The sequence below is a fragment of the Streptomyces sp. NPDC058326 genome (genome assembly GCF_042879855.1).
Classification (GTDB): domain Bacteria; phylum Actinomycetota; class Actinomycetes; order Streptomycetales; family Streptomycetaceae; genus Streptomyces.
In genome coordinates this window covers 120,553-139,151 of sequence record NZ_JBHVZO010000005.1, presented here as the reverse complement: position 1 = coordinate 139,151, position 18,599 = coordinate 120,553, and the positions used below count along the sequence as shown (strand labels likewise).

Genomic DNA, 18,599 nt, shown 5'->3' with positions numbered 1-18,599 from the left:
GGGCCCTTTCGCTGCGCCGAAGGCGATCAGAACATCGCGCCGAAGCCGTTCCAGCCCGAGGTGCCGATCTTCATGCGGGTGGTGTAGGGCCTGGACGAGCTGCCCGCGCCCTTGTACAGCCACAGCGCGCCGGCGCTGTCGCGGGCCACCAGGTCCGCGCGGCGGTCACCGGTGAGGTCGCCGGGGGAGAAGATGTGGTTGTACATGTTCCAGCCGCTGCCGACACGGGTCCGGGTGGAGAAGGGGGCCCGGTAGTTGCCGGTGCCCTTGTAGAGCCACAGGACGCCGCTGCGGTCACGGGCGACGAGGTCGGCGCGGCCGTCGCCGGTCACGTCACCCTTGCCCGCGATCTGGGTGTACGCGTTCCAGCCGGAGCCGACGCGGTAGCGCTGCGTCAGGGACGCGTTGCCGTTGCCCAGGTAGTGCCAGAGCACGCCGGCGCTGTCACGGGCCAGGACGTCGTCCGGGGCGCCGCCACCGGTGTTGCCGGCCGAGACGACCCTGTTGTAGATGTTCCAGCCGCCGCCGAGGTCGCGGACCGGACCGTCGCTGGCGTAGTGCAGCCGGCCCGTGCGGTTGACGGCGTACCAGCCGTCGGCGTGGTACCAGCCATCCGCGTCGGGCCGTGCGTCGGTGTCCGCCTGGGTGAAGTTCTTGTATCCCACCCAGCCCCAGCCCTGCTTCCCGGCGATCCGCTGGATGGCGCCGCCGCCGACGGGGGTGTAGCCGATGATGTCGCCGTTGGTGTGCCAGCCGTAGAGGTTGTTGAGCGCGGCCCCGGAGGCGGCGGTCGAGGAGGCCGCGGCGGCGGACACGCGGTCCGACTGCGGTGCGGTGGGGGCGCTGAACGCCTGGCCCGGCTCGGCCGCGACCGCGGCGGTGGTGGCGGCGACCAGGGCGGCGGTTATCGCGGCGACCGTGACACGGGACAGGGCGCCCATGCGGTTCAGGCCAGAAGTGTTGGCCACTAGTACTCCATCTGGGAGAGGGACAAGGCAGTGCCGCCGGTTCGTCCGAACACATGGACGAGATCGGCGGTCCCCCTATGATCGCGGGTCGTCCTCACAGGATCCTTACTTTGCAGGGGGTCTGTGACACAACTGTTTCGATCCGGCCGTATGTCCCCCTTGTTCACGCGTGTCCGCGCCGCGCCACGGGCCTTCCCTCAAGGTGCCCCACTACGGGGAGGCCTGAGGTGCTGTCAAGGGTGGCGCCGCAGCAATGCTTGGACGAAACGCCGCAGATCCGCCGTGCTTATCCCGGAGGTCTCAACTCGGGAAAGATGGCTGCCGAAACCTGGTTTCGATCTTGCTCAGTCGAAGGGAAGTGGACTATACCTGTCGGCGTCCAGCCAGTCGTATCCATCACACGACGGCCCGACGCCTGCACGACCCGGCTGCAAATGACCGCGGTGGCGGGGCCCTTCGCCTGTGGCGAGCGAGTACGGGCGACCGGTACACCGCCTGAGTCCTGAATGAAGGCGAGGACTTGAGCATGGGATCCACCTCCGCACACAACGGTGAGGGCCTTGGCCGTCGCGACCTGATCAAGCGTTCTGCCGCCATCGGTCTGATCTCGGTGCCGACGATGGGCTTCCTGTCCGCCTGCGCGAGCAGCGGTGACAGCGGCAACGAGAAGGTCGAGAAGGGCACGAAGTCCGAAAAGAACCCGCTCGGGGTGAACGAGGCGGCAGCGCTCGACTTCGTCCTCTTCGACGGCGGATTCGGACAGCAGTACGCCAAGGACGCGATCAAGATCTACGAGGGGAATTTCCCCAAGGCGAAGGTCAAGTTCACCCCCACCCAGAAGATCACCACCACGCTCCAGCCGCGCTTCAACGGCGGCAACCCGCCGGACCTCATCGACAACTCCGGCGCCGAGCAGATGGACATGGGTGTCCTCGTCGGCCAGAAGCAGCTGGCGGACCTCACCCCGCTCCTGGACTCGCCGTCCATCGACGACCCCAAGAAGACGGTCCGCGACACCCTGCGGCCCGGCATCGTCGAGATGGGCCAGTTCGACGGCGACCCGGTGTGGATCATGTACTACGCCTACACGATCTACGGCGTCTGGTACTCGCAGAAGCTCCTCGACTCCCTCGACGCGAAGTACCCCGAGACCTGGGACGAGATGCTGGCCGTCTGCGAGAAGGCCAAGAAGAAGGGCATCGCCGGCTGGACGTACGCGGGCAAGCACCCGTACTACGTTCCCTTCTCGCTCTACCCGATGATCGGCAAGGTCGGCGGCCGCGAGGTCCTGGACGCCATCGACAACCTGGAGCCGAAGGCCTGGGAGCACCCCGCGGTCAAGGCCTGCTTCGAGGCGTACTACGAGCTCGTCCGGAAGGGCTACATCCTCAAGGGCACGCCCGGCCTCGACCACATCCAGTCGCAGACTGCCTGGACCGAGGGCAAGGCGCTGTTCATCCCGAACGGCTCCTGGGTCGAGAACGAGGCCGCGAAGACCATGCCGGCCGACTTCAACCTGGCCGTCTCGGCCCCGACCGGCCTCGACGCCTCGGACAAGATGCCGTTCGGCACCATCTGGGCCTCCGGCGGCGAGCCCTTCATCGTCCCGGCGAAGGCGGCGAACCCCGAGGGCGGCATGGAGCAGCTGCGCATCATGCTCAGCGAGGCGTCCTCCAAGAACTTCACCCAGTCCGTGAAGTCCCTGACGGCCCTCAACGGCGGCACCGACGGCATCGACCTGACCCCGGGCCTCAAGTCGGGCGTGGCGGCTCTTGAGAAGGCCGGCCAGAACGTCGTCAACCCGCGCCTCCAGGACTGGTACGTCGCCCTCCAGAAGGAGAAGATCGGCGTCGCCGGCATCGGTGAGCTGATGGCCGGCCGCGCGACCCCGGCCGAGACGATCAAGAAGATCCAGAAGTACGCCGACGAGGCGGCCAAGGACTCCTCGATCAAGCACTACAAGCACCAGTGAGCAGTGCCGGGGCCCCTTCCCGCCGACCGGGAGCGGGCCCCGGCCCCTTCGCGCGCCACAGCAGCGGCGCGCCTCCGCGGGAAGATCGGGGTCGGTAGGAATGCAACACGGCAAGTACCGTTTCATCGTGGGGTTCCTGGCGGCCCCTCTCGCGCTCTACGCGCTCTTCGTCATCTGGCCGTTCATCCAGTCCATCTACTACTCGTTCACGGACTGGACGGGGCTGAGTCCCGAATTCGGGATGGTCGGAGTCGACAACTACAGCAGGATGCTGGACGACGAGGTCTTCTGGAAGTCGCTCCAGCACAGCCTGACCTTCGCGGTGGTGCTGCCGCTGGTGACCGTCGGACTCGCGCTGTTCTTCGCCTTCATGCTCAATGTCGGCGGTCGGCGCCGTAAGGGCGCGGCCATCGCGGGTGTGCGCGGCTCGTCCTTCTACAAGATCGTGTATTTCTTCCCGCAGGTGCTGTCGATCGCGATCGTGGCGCTGCTCTTCCAGTTCGCGTACAACCCCAACAGCGGAGCCATCAATTCCGTTCTGAAGGGTGTCGGTCTCGGCAGCGTCCAGCCCGACTGGCTCGGAGATCCGGACCTCGCCCTCATCTGTGTGATGGTCGTCCTCGTCTGGTCCACCGTCGGATTCTTCGTCGTCCTCTTCTCGGCCGGAATGGCGTCCATCCCGCGGGACTTCTACGAGGCGGCCCTGCTCGACGGCGCGAACCGCTTCACCACGTTCTTCAAGATCACCCTGCCGCTGCTCTGGGACACGGTGCAGTCGGGCTGGATCTACATGGGCATCCTCGCGCTCGGCGCGGAGTCCTTCGCCGTCGTGCAGATCATGACCGTCGGCCCCAACGGCGGCGGGCCCGACTACTCGACCATCGTCCTTCCGCTGTACGTGTACCAGAAGGCGTTCCGGGACGGTCAGGCCGCCTACGCCACGACCATCGGCGTCGCACTCCTCCTCGTCACGCTGGCCTTCGCGGCCGTCGTGATGAAGGTGGGCCGGCGCGAGCGGCTGGAGTTCTGATGAAGACGACCACCACCACCGGCGTCGAGACCCCCGACTCCCCGGGCGGCCCGGGACCTGCGGTCACCAAGAGCACGGCGCCCGCCCCCGTCAGGCAGTCCAAGAAGGAGGGCGGCACCCTCAACGTCTTCTCGCACGGCGTTCTGATCATCTGGGCGATCATGGTCGTGATGCCGCTGCTCTGGGCGGTCATGACCTCGTTCAAGACCGACCGGGCGATCTTCACCTCCCCGTGGGCGCTGCCCGACCGGCTGCACTTCGAGAACTGGTCGCGCGCCTGGACCGAAGCGCACATGAGCGACTACTTCCTGAACACCATCCTGGTGGTCGGCGGATCGCTCGCGGGAACCCTGCTCTTCGGCTCGATGGCGGCCTACGTCCTGGCCCGCTTCGACTTCCCGGGCAACCGCTTCATCTACTTCCTCTTCATCGGAGGGATGAGCTTCCCGATCATCCTGGCGCTCGTGCCGCTGTTCTACGTGATGCAGAACATGGCCCTGCTCAACACGCTGCACGGCCTGATCCTCGTCTACATCGCGTACTCGCTGCCGTTCACCGTCTTCTTCCTCACCGCCTTCTTCCGCACCCTGCCGACCTCGGTGGCGGAAGCGGCCTTCGTGGACGGGGCCTCGCACACCCGGACGTTCTTCCAGGTGATGCTGCCGATGGCCAGGCCCGGCCTCATCAGCGTCGGCATCTTCAACTTCCTCGGCCAGTGGAACCAGTACCTGCTGCCGACCGTGCTCAACACCGAGCCGGAGAAGAAGGTGCTGTCGCAGGGCCTCGTGCAGCTCGCCGTCAGCCAGGGCTACAAGGGCGACTGGTCCGGGCTCTTCGCCGGGCTCGTCATGGCCATGCTGCCGGTCCTCGCCGCGTACATCATCTTCCAGCGGCAGGTGGTGGCCGGTCTGACCGCCGGCGCCGTGAAGTGATCCCGTAGCTCCTCCCGCCCGTACCCGAAGGGCCCCCCGCGCACCCGCGCCGGGGGCCCTTCGGGCGTCCACGGCGGCATGTGACGCAGACCGTCCGCCACTCAAGGTCTTGACGGGGACCAAGCCGAAAGCGTCCCCTTAGAGTTCACATGTTGGAGAAAACGGTGGGAGTGAGTGAGTCGATGGAGACTCCGGGGTCGCAGACGTCTCTGCACAGGGCCAATCTCGAACGGGTCGTCCGGGCGGTGCGCATGGCCGGCTCGCTCACCCAGGCGGAGATCGCCCGGGCGACGGGCCTGTCCGCCGCGACGGTCTCCAACATCGTCCGGGAGCTGAAGGACGGCGGCACCGTCGACGTCACACCGACCTCGGCGGGGGGCCGCAGGGCCCGCAGCGTCTCGCTCTCCGGCGACGCCGGGATCGTCATCGGCGTCGACTTCGGCCACACCCACCTCCGGGTGGCCGTCGGCAACCTCGCCCACCAGGTCCTCGCGGAGGAGGCCGAACCGCTCGACGTCGACGCCTCCGCGGCCGAGGGCTTCGACCGGGCGGAACAGCTGGTCAAGCGGCTGATCCGGGCCACCGGCATCGGTCCGGACAAGGTGATCGGCGTCGGACTCGGCGTCCCGGGACCGATCGACGTCTCCTCCGGGACCCTCGGGTCGACCTCGATCCTGCCGGGCTGGAGCGGGATCAATCCGGCCGAGGAGCTCTCCGGCCGCCTCGGCGTTCCCGTGCACGTCGACAACGACGCCAACCTGGGCGCCCTCGGGGAGCTCGTCTGGGGCAGCGGGCGGGGCGTCAAGGACCTGGCGTACATCAAGGTGGCCAGCGGCGTCGGCGCGGGCCTCGTCATCGACGGGCGGGTCTACCGGGGGCCCGGTGGCACCGCGGGCGAGATCGGGCACATCACGCTCGACGAGTCGGGCCCGGTCTGCCGCTGCGGCAACCGGGGCTGCCTGGAGACCTTCACCGCCGCGCGGTACGTCCTGCCGCTGCTCCAGCCCAGCCACGGCCCCGATCTGACCATGGAACGGGTCGTCCAGCTGGCCCGGGAGGGCGACCCCGGCTGCCGCCGGGTGATCGCCGACGTCGGACGGCACATCGGCAGCGGCATCGCCAACCTCTGCAACCTCCTGAACCCCAGCCGGGTGGTGCTCGGCGGCGACCTCGCGGAGGCCGGAGAGCTGGTCCTGACGCCCATCAGGGACTCCGTCTCGCGGTACGCGATCCCCAGCGCGGCCCGGCAGCTCTCGCTGGCTCAGGGGGCCCTCGGCGGCCGCGCCGAGGTGCTCGGGGCGCTCGCTCTCGTCCTGAGCGAAATGGGCGATTCGACCCTGTTGGAGAGCGCCCTGCCCGCCGCCGCTCCGGTCTCCCGGCTTGCCTTCACTTAGATAACGAACACCACCGTTGTCATCTCGTTAAGAATTTACTTCTTGACGGCAACGTTGCGGCCGAGTTGACTTCGTGCCACCTCGGCCGCAACGTCGCGGCCTCGTCAGGGAGGCAACCCCACATGAACGCAGTGACGCGTCGTGCCGTCATAGCCACGGCCGCGGTCTCGATGGCACTCTCGCTCGCCGCCTGCGGCCAGGCCGGCGGCGGCGACAGCGGAGACAAGGGCAGCTCGACCAAGATCGGCCTGCTCCTTCCCGAGAACAAGACCTCGCGCTACGAGGCCCTCGACAAGCCGCAGTTCGAGAAGGCCGTCAAGGCCGCCTGCGGCGACTGCGAGGTCGTGTACAACAACGCGGTCTCCGACGTCGTCAAGCAGAAGCAGCAGTTCGACCAGCTGATCGCCGACGGCATCAAGGTCATCGCGCTCGACCCGGTCGACGCCACCAAGGCCGAGGGCTGGGTCAAGGACGCCAAGGCCAAGGGCGTCAAGGTCGTCGCGTACGACCGTGCGGTCAAGGGCGCCGACGCCTACGTCAGCCACGACAACAACAAGGTCGGCGAGCTCCAGGGCCAGGCGCTCCTCGCCGCCCTCGGCGGCAAGGCCGCCACCGCCAACGTCGTGATGATCAACGGCGACGAGAAGGACCCGAACGCCGCGCTGTTCAAGAAGGGCGCCCACGCCGCCCTCGACGGCAAGGTCGGCAAGATCGCCTACGAGGCCTCCGGCGAGTGGGACCCGAAGGTCGCGGGCGAGAAGATGTCCGCCGCGATCTCCTCGGTCGGCAAGGACAAGATCAACGCGGTCTACTCCGCCAACGACGGCATGGCCGGCGGCATCATCACCTCCCTCGAGAACGCCGGCATCAAGAACATCCCGGTGGGCGGCCAGGACGCCGAGGTCGCGGGCATCCAGCGGATCATCGCCGGCACGCAGACCTTCACCATCTACAAGTCGCCGCTCCAGCTGGCCCCCGAGGCCGCCAAGTTCGCGGTGAACCTGCTCCAGGGCAAGGAGCTCGGCGCCCAGGGCGCGACCGACGGCGTGCCGTCGACGCTCTTCCCGCCGGTCGTGGTCGACAAGACCAACATCCAGACCACGGTCGTCAAGGACGGCATCTACAAGGCCGCCGACCTCTGCACCTCGGACCTCGCCGCCAAGTGCACCGAGCTGGGCGTCAAGTAACGCCTGACCCCACCCGCCGGGCCCCCTGAGGGGCCCGGTGCCACGGATCCCGCCGCCGACCGCGTACGGCACACCGGCAGCCCCTCGGACGGGGCGGCCGGGAGGCCGCCGCCACGGCCCGCGTACAGAGGGTGAAGACCCCTGGTAACCGCGGCCGGCGCACGACGCCCGGATCCGTCCCCCCGCCCGTCCGGCCCCCGGCCGACCCAGACCCCGCTGTCGGTCCGGGGGCCGGACGAGCTCAGCCCCCCTCGAAACTTCGGCGCTGCACCGGCGGCGCGACATGCCGCCGCCCGCGGGCGGCGAAGGAGTTGGTTCACGTGTCCCAGACGCCCGTGCTGGCGTTGCGCGGGATCTTCAAGCGGTTCGGAGCGGTTCAGGTCCTCTCCGGTGTCGATCTCGAAGTCCACGCAGGAGAGGTCGTCGCGCTCGTCGGCGACAACGGAGCGGGAAAGTCGACGCTCGTCAAGACGATCGCCGGTGTGCACCCCATCGACGAGGGCGTCATCGAGTGGGAGGGCGAGCGCGTCGAGATCCAGCGCCCCCACGACTCCCAGAACCTCGGTGTCGCGACCGTCTACCAGGACCTCGCGCTCTGCGACAACCTCGACGTCGTCGCCAACCTGTTCCTCGGCCGCGAGATCAAGAAGGGCAGCGTCCTCGACGAGGTCGCCATGGAGAAGCGGGCCAAGGACCTGCTCTCCACGCTCTCCATCCGCATCCCCAGCGTCCGCATCCCCGTCGCCGCCCTCTCCGGCGGCCAGCGGCAGGTCGTCGCCATCGCGCGTGCCCTGGTCGGCAACCCCAAGATCGTGATCCTGGACGAGCCGACCGCCGCCCTCGGCGTCGAGCAGACCGCCCAGGTCCTCGACCTCGTCGAGCGGCTGCGCGAGCAGGGCCTCGGCGTCATCCTCATCAGCCACAACATGGCCGACGTGAAGGCCGTCGCCGACACCGTGGCGGTGCTCCGCCTGGGCCGTAACAACGGCACCTTCCCGGTCGCCACCACCACGCACGAAGAGATCATCGCCGCGATCACCGGTGCCACGGACAACGCCGTGACCCGCCGTCAGGCCCGCAACGCGGAGGTAGCGAAGTGAGCAACACCCCTCCCACCGCGAGCGACCAGGCCGCCGTGCCCGAACCCCGCACCCCCGGCGAGCAGGCCCCGGTGACCGAGACCCCGGCCGCCGCCGCGGTCCCCGCCGTCGACCCCCGCCTCCTCGTGCGCGAGCAGGGCTTCAAGGGCTACGTCGACGAGTTCAAGCGCAAGATTCGCTCCGGCGAGATCGGCTCGCTGCCCGTCGTCGTCGGCCTCGTCGTCATCGGCATCGTCTTCCAGGCCCTCACCGGCAACTTCATCACCTCGTACAACCTCGACCAGATCACCCTGTACGCGGTCGGCCCCGGCATCATGGCCGTCGGCATCGTCTTCGTCCTGCTGCTCGGCGAGATCGACCTCGCCGTCGGCTCCGTGGCGGGTCTGGCCGGAGCGGTCTGGGGCGTCCTCGGCACCGACATGCCCGACGGCCTCGCGATCGTCCTCGGCATCCTGTCCGGCACCCTGCTCGGCGCCTTCCACGGTCTGGTCTTCGCCAAGATCGGCGTGCCCGCCTTCGTCGTCACCCTCGCCGGCTTCCTCGGCTGGGCCGGCCTCCAGACCTGGGTCATGGGCGACAAGTCGACCATCCCGACGCCCATCGGCAGCTTCGTCGGCGACCTCACCAAGTACTACTTCTCCGACGTCGCCGCCGCCTACGGCCTCGCCGTGGCCGTCGTCGCCGCGTTCTACCTCGCCCAGCTCCGCGACGCCCGCCGCCGCAAGGCCGCCGAGCTGCCGCACCGCCCGCAGAGCGAGATGATCCTGCGCACCGCCGTCCTCGCGGTCCTGGTCCTCGTCGCCGCCTACGGCTTCAACCAGGAGCAGGGCCTGCCGCTCTCCCTTGTGATCTTCCTGGTGATCCTCCTCGTCACCGACTTCGTGCTGCGCCGCACCACCTACGGCCGTCAGGTCTTCGCCGTCGGCGGCGGCATCGAGGCCGCCCGCCGCGCCGGCATCAACGTCTCGTGGATCCGGATCTCGGTCTTCATGATCTCCGGCACCATGGGCGCCATCGGCGGTCTGTTCCTCGCCTCCGCGACCGGCGGCGCCGACCGCTCCCTCGGCGGCGGCAACCAGCTGATGATGTGCATCGCCGCGGCGGTCATCGGCGGTACGTCCCTGTTCGGCGGACGCGGCAAGGTCTGGTCGGCGCTCCTCGGCATCCTGGTCATCCAGTCGATCGTCCAGGGCCTCAACCAGATGAACCTGTCCTCCAACGCCATCCAGTACATGATCACCGGAGCGGTCCTGCTCATCGCGGTGATCATCGACTCGGTCTCCCGCAAGACGCAGAAGACGGCGGGACGCGCCTAGGGACCCCGTCCCGAGCGCGTAACGCCCGACACACCGCCCGGCGCCGTGAAACCGGCGCCGGGCACTGCTGCGTCCGGAGCAGTGAACCGGCACGCACAGGCCCGTACAGATCAGCGGCACGTAGGCCGTGAGGGTGACGCCTCACCCCCCGGCCCGATGCCCGCGATCCAGGACGGAACATTAGACTCGACAAATCGGCAAGCTCGACCAGCTCAAACGCAAGGAGGAACGGGTGGCTCTGCTGACCCGTATCAGGGGACCGCGAGATCTGGACCGGCTCTCCCCGGAACAGCTGGACCAGCTGGCCGACGAGATCAGGACGTTCCTCGTGGACGCCGTCTCCAAGACCGGCGGGCACCTCGGGCCCAACCTCGGCGTGGTCGAGCTGACCATCGCCCTGCACCGCGTGTTCGACTCCCCGAAGGACCGGGTCCTCTGGGACACCGGCCACCAGAGCTACGTCCACAAGCTGCTCACGGGCCGCCAGGACTTCTCCAAGCTCAAGATGAAGGGCGGCCTCTCCGGCTACCCCTCGCAGGCCGAGTCCGAGCACGACGTCATCGAGAACTCCCACGCCTCCACGGTCCTCGGCTGGGCCGACGGCCTCGCCAAGGCCAACGAGGTCCTGAAGAAGGACGACCACGTCGTCGCCGTGATCGGCGACGGAGCCCTCACCGGCGGCATGGCCTGGGAGGCGCTGAACAACATCGCCGCCGCCAAGGACCGCCCGCTCGTCATCGTCGTCAACGACAACGAGCGCTCCTACGCGCCGACCATCGGCGGCCTCGCCAACCACCTGGCGACCCTGCGCACCACCGACGGCTACGAGCGCTTCCTCGCCCGCGGCAAGGACATCCTGGAGCGCACCCCCGTCGTCGGGAAGCCGCTCTACGAGACCCTCCACGGCGCCAAGAAGGGCCTCAAGGACTTCATCGCCCCCCAGGGCATGTTCGAGGACCTCGGCCTCAAGTACGTCGGCCCCATCGACGGCCACGACATCGAGGCCCTGGAGTCCGCCCTGACGCGCGCCAAGCGCTTCGGCGGCCCCGTGATCGTCCACTGCCTCACCGAGAAGGGCCGCGGCTACCAGCCCGCCCTCCAGGACGAGGCCGACCGCTTCCACGCCGTCGGCAAGATCCACCCCGACACCGGCCTGCCCATCGCCTCCTCCGGCGCCGACTGGACCGGCGTCTTCGCCGAGGAGATGGTCGCGCTCGGCAAGGAGCGCGAGGACATCGTCGCCATCACCGCGGCCATGCTCCAGCCCGTCGGCCTCGACAGGTTCGCCAAGGCCTACCCCGAGCGGGTCTTCGACGTCGGCATCGCCGAGCAGCACGCCGCGGTCTCCGCCGCCGGCCTCGCCACCGGCGGACTCCACCCCGTCTTCGCGGTGTACGCCACCTTCCTCAACCGCGCCTTCGACCAGGTCCTGATGGACGTGGCCCTGCACAAGTGCGGAGTCACCTTCGTCCTGGACAGGGCCGGTGTCACCGGCACCGACGGCGCCTCCCACAACGGCATGTGGGACATGTCGATCCTCCAGGTCGTCCCCGGCCTGCGGCTCGCCGCCCCGCGCGACGCCGACCAGGTCCGCGCCCAGCTGCGCGAGGCCGTCGAGGTCACCGACGCGCCGACCGTGGTCCGCTTCTCCAAGGGCGCGGTCGGCCCGGCCGTCCCCGCCCTGCGCAGGGTCGGCGGCATGGACGTGCTCCGCGAGCCCGGCAGCGACCGGCCGGACGTCCTCCTGGTCTCCGTGGGCGCCCTAGCGCCCATGTGCCTGGAGATCGCGAACCTCCTCGACAGTCAGGGCATCACCACGACCGTCGTCGACCCCCGTTGGGTCAAGCCGGTCGACGAGGCCCTCGCCCCGCTGGCCGAACGTCACCGGGTCGTCGTCACCGTCGAGGACAACAGCCGCGTCGGCGGTGTCGGCTCGGCCGTCGCGCAGGCGCTGCGCGACGCCGGGGTGGACGTACCGCTGCGTGACTTCGGCATCCCGCCGCGCTTCCTCGACCACGCCTCCCGCGCCGAGGTCATGGCCGAGATCGGACTGACCGCCCCGGACATCGCCCGGCAGGTCACCGGTCTGGTCTCACGCCTCGACGGAAGGTTCGAGAGCAGCGCGCAGGCCGTGGAGCCCGCCCGCGACTGACGGTTCCCGTCACCCCGCGTCACCCACGGGCCGGTCGGCTCACTCTTCGGAGTGCCGACCGGCCCGTTCGCGTGCATTCTGACCTCTAGGACCCGTCTTCTGGATCAGGCCCCGCGAGCCCGGCATGATCCAAAAGACGGGCCCTAGGGCCCGCAGCCCCACGGCAGGGAGGTACGACGGTGAGCACGGACCAGCAGCCACGGGCGAACTCCGGAATGTTCCGGACCAAGTCGGTCGAACAGTCGATCCGTGACACGGAGGAACCGGAGCACGCGCTCCGGAAGTCCCTGTCCGCCTGGGATCTGACGGTGTTCGGCGTCGGTGTCATCATCGGCACCGGCATCTTCGTCCTGACCGGAAAGGTCGCCAAGGAGAACGCGGGCCCGGCCACCGCCCTCGCGTTCGTCGCGGCGGGCATCGTCTGCGCCCTCGCCGCCCTCTGCTACGCCGAGTTCGCCTCGACGGTGCCGGTGGCCGGATCGGCGTACACCTTCGCGTACGCCTCGATCGGCGAACTGCCCGCCTGGATCATCGGCTGGGACCTCGTCCTGGAGTTCGCGCTCGGCACGGCGGTGGTCGCCGTCGGCTGGTCGGGGTACGTCCGCTCCCTCATGGACAACGCAGGCTGGCACCTACCCGCCTGGATGGAAGGCCCGGACGTCGCCGGCGGCACCTTCGACATCCTGGCCTTCCTGCTCGTGCTGGTGCTGACCGTGGTCCTCGTCCTCGGGATGAAGCTCTCCGCGCGGATCACCGCGGTCGTCGTGGCGATCAAGGTGACCGTCGTGATGATCGTGATCATCGCGGGCCTGTTCTTCATCGTCGGCGACAACTACAAGCCCTTCATCCCGCCGGCCGTCACCCCCGAGGGCGGCGGCTCCAACTGGGACTCCCCGCTCGTCCAGCTGCTGTTCGGCTACGAGCCCACCAACTTCGGCGTCATGGGCATCTTCACCGCCGCCTCCGTCGTCTTCTTCGCCTTCATCGGCTTCGACGTGGTCGCCACCGCCGCCGAGGAGACCAAACTGCCGCAGCGGGACATGCCCCGCGGCATCCTGGGCTCCCTCTTCATCTGCACCGTGCTCTACGTGGCCGTCGCCCTGGTCGTCACCGGCATGCAGCACTACACGGAGCTGTCCGTGAGCGCCCCGCTCGCCGACGCCTTCAAAGCCGCCGGACACCCCTTCTACGCGGGCGTCATCAGCTTCGGCGCCGCCGTCGGCCTCACCACGGTCTGTCTGATCCTGCTCCTCGGCCAGACCCGGGTGTTCTTCGCGATGAGCCGCGACGGCCTGCTGCCGCGCTTCTTCTCCGTCACGCACCCGCGCTTCAAGACCCCGTACCGGCCCACGATCCTGCTCGGCGTGATCATCGCGATCATCGCCGGCTTCACCAGCATCAACGAGCTCGCGACCCTGGTGAACATCGGCACGCTCTTCGCCTTCGTGCTCGTCGCCTTCGGCGTCATCGTGCTCCGCCGCACCCGCCCCGACCTGCCGCGGGCCTTCCGTACCCCCTGGGTGCCCGCGCTGCCGATCCTCTCCATCGCCGCCTCGCTCTGGCTGATGCTCAACCTGCCCGGCGAGACCTGGTTCCGGTTCGCCGTCTGGATGGCGATCGGCATCGTCGTGTACTTCCTGTACGGGCGCGGCCACAGCCGGCTCGGGCGGGAGGGCCCGGACGCCCGCTACTGAGCGGGTGACGTGGCAGCCGCGGGAGGGACCCTCCGGAAGGGCGACTACAGTCGGTTCGTACCCGAACTCCTTCCGACGACCGGAGTGCTGGATCCCCCCATGGCGAATCGATCCCAGGCCCCCACCGACCGTTCACACGGCTCCTCCACCGCCCCCGTTCTCCAGGGACGCTGGCTGACCAGAGGGGCGGAGGGCCGGTTCAGCGCCTATCTGCCCCGGGACGGCGACGTGGTGCGCTGGACCGAGGAGCCCGACGGCCGCTGGAGCGGGCCCGTCCCGCTCGGCGGCGACGGTCTGAGGCCCTTCCTCGCGGTGGGCCAGGGCCCGGACCGGTACGTCCACCTCGTCGCCCTGCGGCCGGCCGGCGGGGGAGAGGACCACATCGAGCTGGTGCACAGCGTCCAGTTCCAGACGGGCCGCCCCACGGTCGCCTGGCGGCCGATCGGGCACTCCAACGGCAAGGGGCCGTGGACCGGCAACCCGGCCGTCGCGGTCGATGCCCAGGGCCGCGCGTACGTCTTCATGCGCAACGGCGGCGGCGGCCTGAGCGTACGGGCCCAGAAGGACGCCGGCGGCTGGCACCCCTGGTGGGACCTGATGGGTTCGAAGACGGACCCCTCGCCCGCCGCCGTCACCAACGGCTCCGGCCTCGTCGAGCTGTACAGCTCGCACGCCAAGGGACTCGTCCGCTACGTCCAGCGGGAGCCCGGCGCGAAGCCGATCCGCGAGGAGCTCGTCCCGGCCTCGGTGACCATGGGCACCCTGGCGGTCACCACCGGCCCCTCCGGACACGCCACCCTCTTCTACCTCGACGAGGACGGCCGGGTCTGCGCCTGGTCGCCCGAGCGCTCCCTCGAACCCACACCGCTGGGCGACGCGGTCGGCACCGGGCGGCTCTCCGTCACCCGCTGCCTCATCGACGGCTTCGACTGCACGGTCCTCGCCCAGCAGTCCGCGGACGGCCGGCTGGCCCTCGCCGCCTACCCGAGCGAGCAGGAGGGCGAGGGTATCGAGTGGTCGGAGACCGGTGACGCCCGGGGCGACCTCGACACCGTCCTCACCCGCGGGCTCGACGGACGTCTCGTCGTGATGTCCCTGGCCGGCGGGAGCTCGCTGCTCACCACCCGCCAGAAGGCGGCGGCGGACGGCCTCCTTCTGGAGGGCTGGCGCTCCATAGGGTGACGCCCGCCCCCTGACCCGCCCGCGGAACGGCGAACGGCCCCGGCACCTGGAGAAGGTGCCGGGGCCGTACGCGTACGTACCGGGGGGTTACGCCGGGACGCTCGCCACGCCCTGCGCCAGGAAACGCTTGCCGTTGACGCGCTCGGAGACACCCTCACGGTCCAGGTACGGCGTGATGCCGCCCAGGTGGAAGGGCCAGCCGGCACCCGTGATGAGGCAGAGGTCGATGTCCTGCGCCTCGGCGACGACACCCTCCTCCAGCATCAGGCCGATCTCCTGCGCCACCGCGTCCAGGACGCGGTCGCGGACCTGCTCCTCGTCCAGGACGGAGTCGCCCTGGACGAGGAGGGCGGCGACCTCCGGGTCGAGCTCCGGCTTGAAGCCGTTCTCCGCGTTGTAGACGTAGAAGCCGCGCTTGCCGGCCTCGACCACACGCTTGAGGTTCGGCGAGACGGTGAAGCGGTCCGGGAAGGAACGGTTCAGGGTCTCGGAGACGTGCAGACCGATCGCCGGGCCGACGAGCTCCAGGAGCACCAGCGGCGACATCGGCAGACCGAGCGGCTCGATGGCCTTCTCGGCCGTCTCGACCGGGGTGCCCTCGTCGATGACGTTCTGGATCTCGCCCATGAAGCGGGTCAGGATGCGGTTCACGACGAACGCCGGGGCGTCCTTGGTGAGGACCGCGGTCTTCTTCAGCTTCTTGGCGACACCGAACGCGGTGGCCAGCGAGGCGTCGTCCGTCTTCTCGCCGCGGACGATCTCCAGGAGCGGGAGGATCGCGACCGGGTTGAAGAAGTGGAAGCCGACCACGCGCTCCGGGTTCCGGAGCTTGGAGGCCATCTCCGAGACGGACAGCGAGGAGGTGTTGGTGGCGAGGATCGCGTGCGCCGGGGCGACCGCCTCGACCTCCGCGAACACCTTCTGCTTGACGGACATCTCCTCGAACACGGCCTCGATGATGAAGTCCGCGTCCGCGAAGCCCTCGGCCTTGTCCAGGACGCCGGAGACCAGGCCCTTGAGACGGTTGGCCTTGTCCTGGTTGATCCGGCCCTTGCCGAGCAGCTTCTCGATCTCGGCGTGGACGTAGCCCACACCCTTGTCGACGCGCTCCTGGTCGATGTCGGTCAGGACGACCGGCACCTCCAGGCGGCGCAGGAAGAGCAGGGCCAGCTGGGAGGCCATCAGACCGGCGCCGACGACACCGACCTTGGTGACCGGGCGGGCCAGCGACTTGTCCGGGGCGCCGGCGGGGCGCTTGCCACGCTTCTGCACCAGGTTGAAGGCGTAGATGCCGGAGCGCAGCTCGCCGCCCATGATCAGGTCCGCGAGGGCCTGGTCCTCGGCGTCGAAGCCCTTCTGCAGGTCGCCGTCCTTGGCGGCCTCGATGATGTCGAGGGCGCGGTAGGCGGCCGGGGCGGCGCCGTGCACCTTGGAGTCGGCGACGAGACGGCCCTTGGCGACGGCCTGGTCCCAGGCCTCGCCGCGGTCGATCGCGGGCCGCTCCACGGTCACGGAGCCGTTCAGGACGGAGGCCGTCCAGATCAGCGACTGCTCCAGGAAGTCCGCGCCCTCGAAGAGCGCGTCGGCGATGCCGAGCTCGAAGACCTGCTTGCCCTTGAGCTGACGGTTCTGGTTCAGCGAGTTCTCGATGATGACCGAGACGGCCTTCTCCGCGCCGATCAGGTTCGGCAGGATGGCGCAGCCGCCCCAGCCGGGAACCAGACCGAGGAAGACCTCGGGCAGCGAGAAGGCCGGCAGGGCCTTCGACACGGTGCGGTAGCTGCAGTGCAGACCGACCTCGACGCCGCCGCCCATGGCCGCGCCGTTGTAGTACGCGAAGGTCGGCACGGCGAGCGCGGACAGACGCTTGAAGACGTCGTGGCCGCCCTTGCCGATGGCGAGCGCCTCGTCGTGCTTCTTGAGCAGCTCGACGCCCTTGAGGTCGGCGCCGACGGCGAAGATGAACGGCTTGCCGGTGATGCCGACGCCGACGATCTCACCGTTCGCGGCCTCGGCCTCGACCTGGTCGATCGCCGTGTTCAGGTTGGCGAGGGACTGCGGACCGAAGGTGGTCGGCTTGGTGTGGTCGAAGCCGTTGTCCAGCGTGATCAGGGCGAACCGGCCCGCACCCGCGGGCAGTTCGAAGTGCCGTACGTGGGCGCTGGTGACGACCTCGTCCGGGAAGAGCTCGGCGGCGCCCTTCAGAAGCTCGGCGGTGGTGCTCACTTGCCCTCCCAGTGGGGGTTTTCCCAGATGACCGTGGCGCCCATGCCGAAGCCGACGCACATCGTGTTGAGGCCGTAGCGGACCTCCGGGTGCTCCTCGAACTGGCGGGCCAGCTGCGTCATCAGCCGGACGCCGGAGGAGGCCAGCGGGTGACCGTAGGCGATCGCGCCGCCGTACTGGTTGACGCGGGCGTCGTCGTCGGCGATGCCGTAGTGCTCCAGGAACGCCAGGACCTGGACCGCGAAGGCCTCGTTGATCTCGAAGAGGCCGATGTCCTCGATCGAGAGTCCGGCCTGGGCGAGCGCCTTCTCGGTCGCGGGGATCGGGCCGTAGCCCATGACCTCGGGCTCGACGCCGGCGAAGGAGTACGAGACGAGGCGCATCTTGACGGGGAGGTCGTTCTCCCGCGCGAAGTCCTCGGAGGCGATGATCGAGGCGGTGGCGCCGTCGTTGAGGCCGGCCGCGTTGCCCGCGGTCACGTTTCCGTGGACGCGGAACGGCGTCTTCAGGTTGGCGAGCGACTCCAGGGTGGTGCCCGGACGCATCGGCTCGTCGGCGGTGACGAGGCCCCAGCCGGTCTCGCCGCCGGCGGCGTCGGTGCGGCGCACCGAGATCGGCACCAGGTCCTGCTGGATCTTGCCGTCGGCGTACGCCTTGGCGGCCTTCTCCTGCGAGCGCACGGCGTACTCGTCGGCGCGCCGCTTGGTGATGCTCGGGTAGCGGTCGTGCAGGTTCTCGGCGGTCATGCCCATGAACAGGGCGGACTCGTCGACCAGCTTCTCGCTCACGAAGCGCGGGTTCGGGTCGACGCCCTCACCCATGGGGTGACGGCCCATGTGCTCGACGCCACCGGCGATGACGGCGTCGTAGGCGCCGAAGGCGATGGAACCGGCGACGCTCGTCACGGCGGTGAGGGCACCGGCGCACATGCGGTCGATCGAGTAGCCCGGCACCGACTGCGGCAGCCCGGCGAGGATGCCCGCCGTACGGCCGAGCGTCAGACCCTGGTCGCCGATCTGCGTGGTCGCGGCGATGGCGACCTCGTCGATCTTCGCGGGGTCGAGGCCCGGGTTGCGGCGCAGCAGCTCCCGGATGGCCTTGACGACGAGGTCGTCGGCGCGGGTCTCGTGGTAGATGCCCTTCGGGCCCGCCTTGCCGAACGGGGTGCGGACGCCGTCGACGAAGACGACGTCCCTGACGGTACGAGGCACGATGGCTCTCCTCCAGGGTGCGGGATGGCACTGCTGCTGCGGCACACGCCTAAGCGTGCGCTTGCTTCCCCCATGCTACTTGTGAGTAACCGGGCTGCCCAGTCCCTGGGGCCGTAGCGGTGAAGGTCACACTTCCGGAGTATGGGAAACGCCCCCGGCGGAAGGCCGGGGGCGTGCGGTCGGCGCGGGCGCCTGTGGCGGGCCTCTTCCCCGCCCCTTCCCGAAACTGGGGCAA

Annotated in this window: 13 protein-coding genes; 10 read left to right on the top strand and 3 right to left on the bottom strand. The window is 69.4% G+C overall.

The genetic code is table 11. The annotated features are described in order from the left end of the window. Positions 1 to 26: 26 nt before the first annotated feature. Positions 27 to 968 carry an FG-GAP repeat domain-containing protein gene (locus ACFVYX_RS12170; protein WP_389681236.1) on the bottom strand — a complete coding sequence of 314 codons (942 nt, stop codon included), beginning with the start codon at positions 966 to 968 and terminating at the stop codon, positions 27 to 29. Between the two features lie 526 nt (positions 969 to 1,494). Between ACFVYX_RS12170 and ngcE the strand changes: the two genes are divergently transcribed. The 10 genes from ngcE (at position 1,495) to ACFVYX_RS12120 (ending at position 14,927) form a co-directional block, all read left to right on the top strand. Continuing rightward, entirely contained in the window at positions 1,495 to 2,940 is a 1,446-nt protein-coding gene (gene ngcE / locus ACFVYX_RS12165) for an N-acetylglucosamine/diacetylchitobiose ABC transporter substrate-binding protein (protein WP_389681235.1), read from the top strand. 100 nt (positions 2,941 to 3,040) lie between these two features. Then, positions 3,041 to 3,970: a carbohydrate ABC transporter permease gene (locus ACFVYX_RS12160; protein ID WP_389681234.1), complete on the top strand. Its 930-nt coding sequence runs from the start codon at positions 3,041 to 3,043 to the stop codon at positions 3,968 to 3,970. Then, the gene (locus ACFVYX_RS12155; protein WP_389681233.1) at positions 3,970 to 4,902 is read left to right on the top strand and encodes a carbohydrate ABC transporter permease; all 933 of its coding nucleotides are present in this window, start codon (positions 3,970 to 3,972) and stop codon (positions 4,900 to 4,902) included. Before ACFVYX_RS12160 ends, ACFVYX_RS12155 begins: the two co-directional genes overlap by 1 nt. 182 nt (positions 4,903 to 5,084) lie before the next feature. Next, on the top strand, positions 5,085 to 6,296 hold the full coding sequence (locus tag ACFVYX_RS12150) for an ROK family protein (RefSeq protein WP_388901455.1): 1,212 nt from the start codon (positions 5,085 to 5,087) through the stop codon (positions 6,294 to 6,296). A 122-nt stretch (positions 6,297 to 6,418) separates the two neighbouring features. Continuing rightward, positions 6,419 to 7,483: a sugar ABC transporter substrate-binding protein gene (locus tag ACFVYX_RS12145; protein ID WP_389681232.1), complete on the top strand. Its 1,065-nt coding sequence runs from the start codon at positions 6,419 to 6,421 to the stop codon at positions 7,481 to 7,483. A gap of 311 nt (positions 7,484 to 7,794) precedes the next feature. Next, positions 7,795 to 8,583, top strand: coding sequence for an ATP-binding cassette domain-containing protein (locus ACFVYX_RS12140; RefSeq protein ID WP_351219763.1), 789 nt, complete (start codon positions 7,795 to 7,797; stop codon positions 8,581 to 8,583). Further along, on the top strand, positions 8,580 to 9,899 hold the full coding sequence (locus ACFVYX_RS12135; protein ID WP_389681231.1) for a sugar ABC transporter permease: 1,320 nt from the start codon (positions 8,580 to 8,582) through the stop codon (positions 9,897 to 9,899). The genes ACFVYX_RS12140 and ACFVYX_RS12135 overlap by 4 nt, the downstream gene beginning before the upstream one ends. Positions 9,900 to 10,131: 232 nt before the next feature. Next, positions 10,132 to 12,051: a 1-deoxy-D-xylulose-5-phosphate synthase gene (gene dxs / locus ACFVYX_RS12130; RefSeq protein ID WP_389681230.1), complete on the top strand. Its 1,920-nt coding sequence runs from the start codon at positions 10,132 to 10,134 to the stop codon at positions 12,049 to 12,051. A 215-nt stretch (positions 12,052 to 12,266) separates the two neighbouring features. After that, positions 12,267 to 13,745: an amino acid permease gene (locus tag ACFVYX_RS12125; RefSeq protein WP_389681540.1), complete on the top strand. Its 1,479-nt coding sequence runs from the start codon at positions 12,267 to 12,269 to the stop codon at positions 13,743 to 13,745. Between the two features lie 99 nt (positions 13,746 to 13,844). Further along, positions 13,845 to 14,927: a hypothetical protein gene (locus ACFVYX_RS12120; RefSeq protein WP_389681229.1), complete on the top strand. Its 1,083-nt coding sequence runs from the start codon at positions 13,845 to 13,847 to the stop codon at positions 14,925 to 14,927. An 87-nt stretch (positions 14,928 to 15,014) separates the two neighbouring features. On the opposite strand, the gene ACFVYX_RS12115 is transcribed toward ACFVYX_RS12120, so the two are convergent. Together ACFVYX_RS12115 and ACFVYX_RS12110 are read right to left on the bottom strand one after the other, a co-directional pair. Further along, on the bottom strand, positions 15,015 to 17,153 hold the full coding sequence (locus ACFVYX_RS12115; RefSeq protein WP_389681228.1) for a 3-hydroxyacyl-CoA dehydrogenase NAD-binding domain-containing protein: 2,139 nt from the start codon (positions 17,151 to 17,153) through the stop codon (positions 15,015 to 15,017). Then, positions 17,150 to 18,364, bottom strand: coding sequence for a thiolase family protein (locus ACFVYX_RS12110; protein ID WP_389681227.1), 1,215 nt, complete (start codon positions 18,362 to 18,364; stop codon positions 17,150 to 17,152). The genes ACFVYX_RS12115 and ACFVYX_RS12110 overlap by 4 nt, the downstream gene beginning before the upstream one ends. Between the last annotated feature and the right edge of the window lie 235 nt (positions 18,365 to 18,599).

Coding starts and splice junctions, on each gene's coding strand:
- ACFVYX_RS12160 (WP_389681234.1), top strand. CDS start 3,041: ATGCAACACGGCAAGTACCGTTTCATCGTGGGGTTCCTGGCGGCCCCT.
- ACFVYX_RS12155 (WP_389681233.1), top strand. CDS start 3,970: ATGAAGACGACCACCACCACCGGCGTCGAGACCCCCGACTCCCCGGGC.
- ACFVYX_RS12120 (WP_389681229.1), top strand. CDS start 13,845: ATGGCGAATCGATCCCAGGCCCCCACCGACCGTTCACACGGCTCCTCC.
- ACFVYX_RS12150 (WP_388901455.1), top strand. CDS start 5,085: ATGGAGACTCCGGGGTCGCAGACGTCTCTGCACAGGGCCAATCTCGAA.
- ACFVYX_RS12145 (WP_389681232.1), top strand. CDS start 6,419: ATGAACGCAGTGACGCGTCGTGCCGTCATAGCCACGGCCGCGGTCTCG.
- ACFVYX_RS12125 (WP_389681540.1), top strand. CDS start 12,267: ATGTTCCGGACCAAGTCGGTCGAACAGTCGATCCGTGACACGGAGGAA.
- ngcE (WP_389681235.1), top strand. CDS start 1,495: ATGGGATCCACCTCCGCACACAACGGTGAGGGCCTTGGCCGTCGCGAC.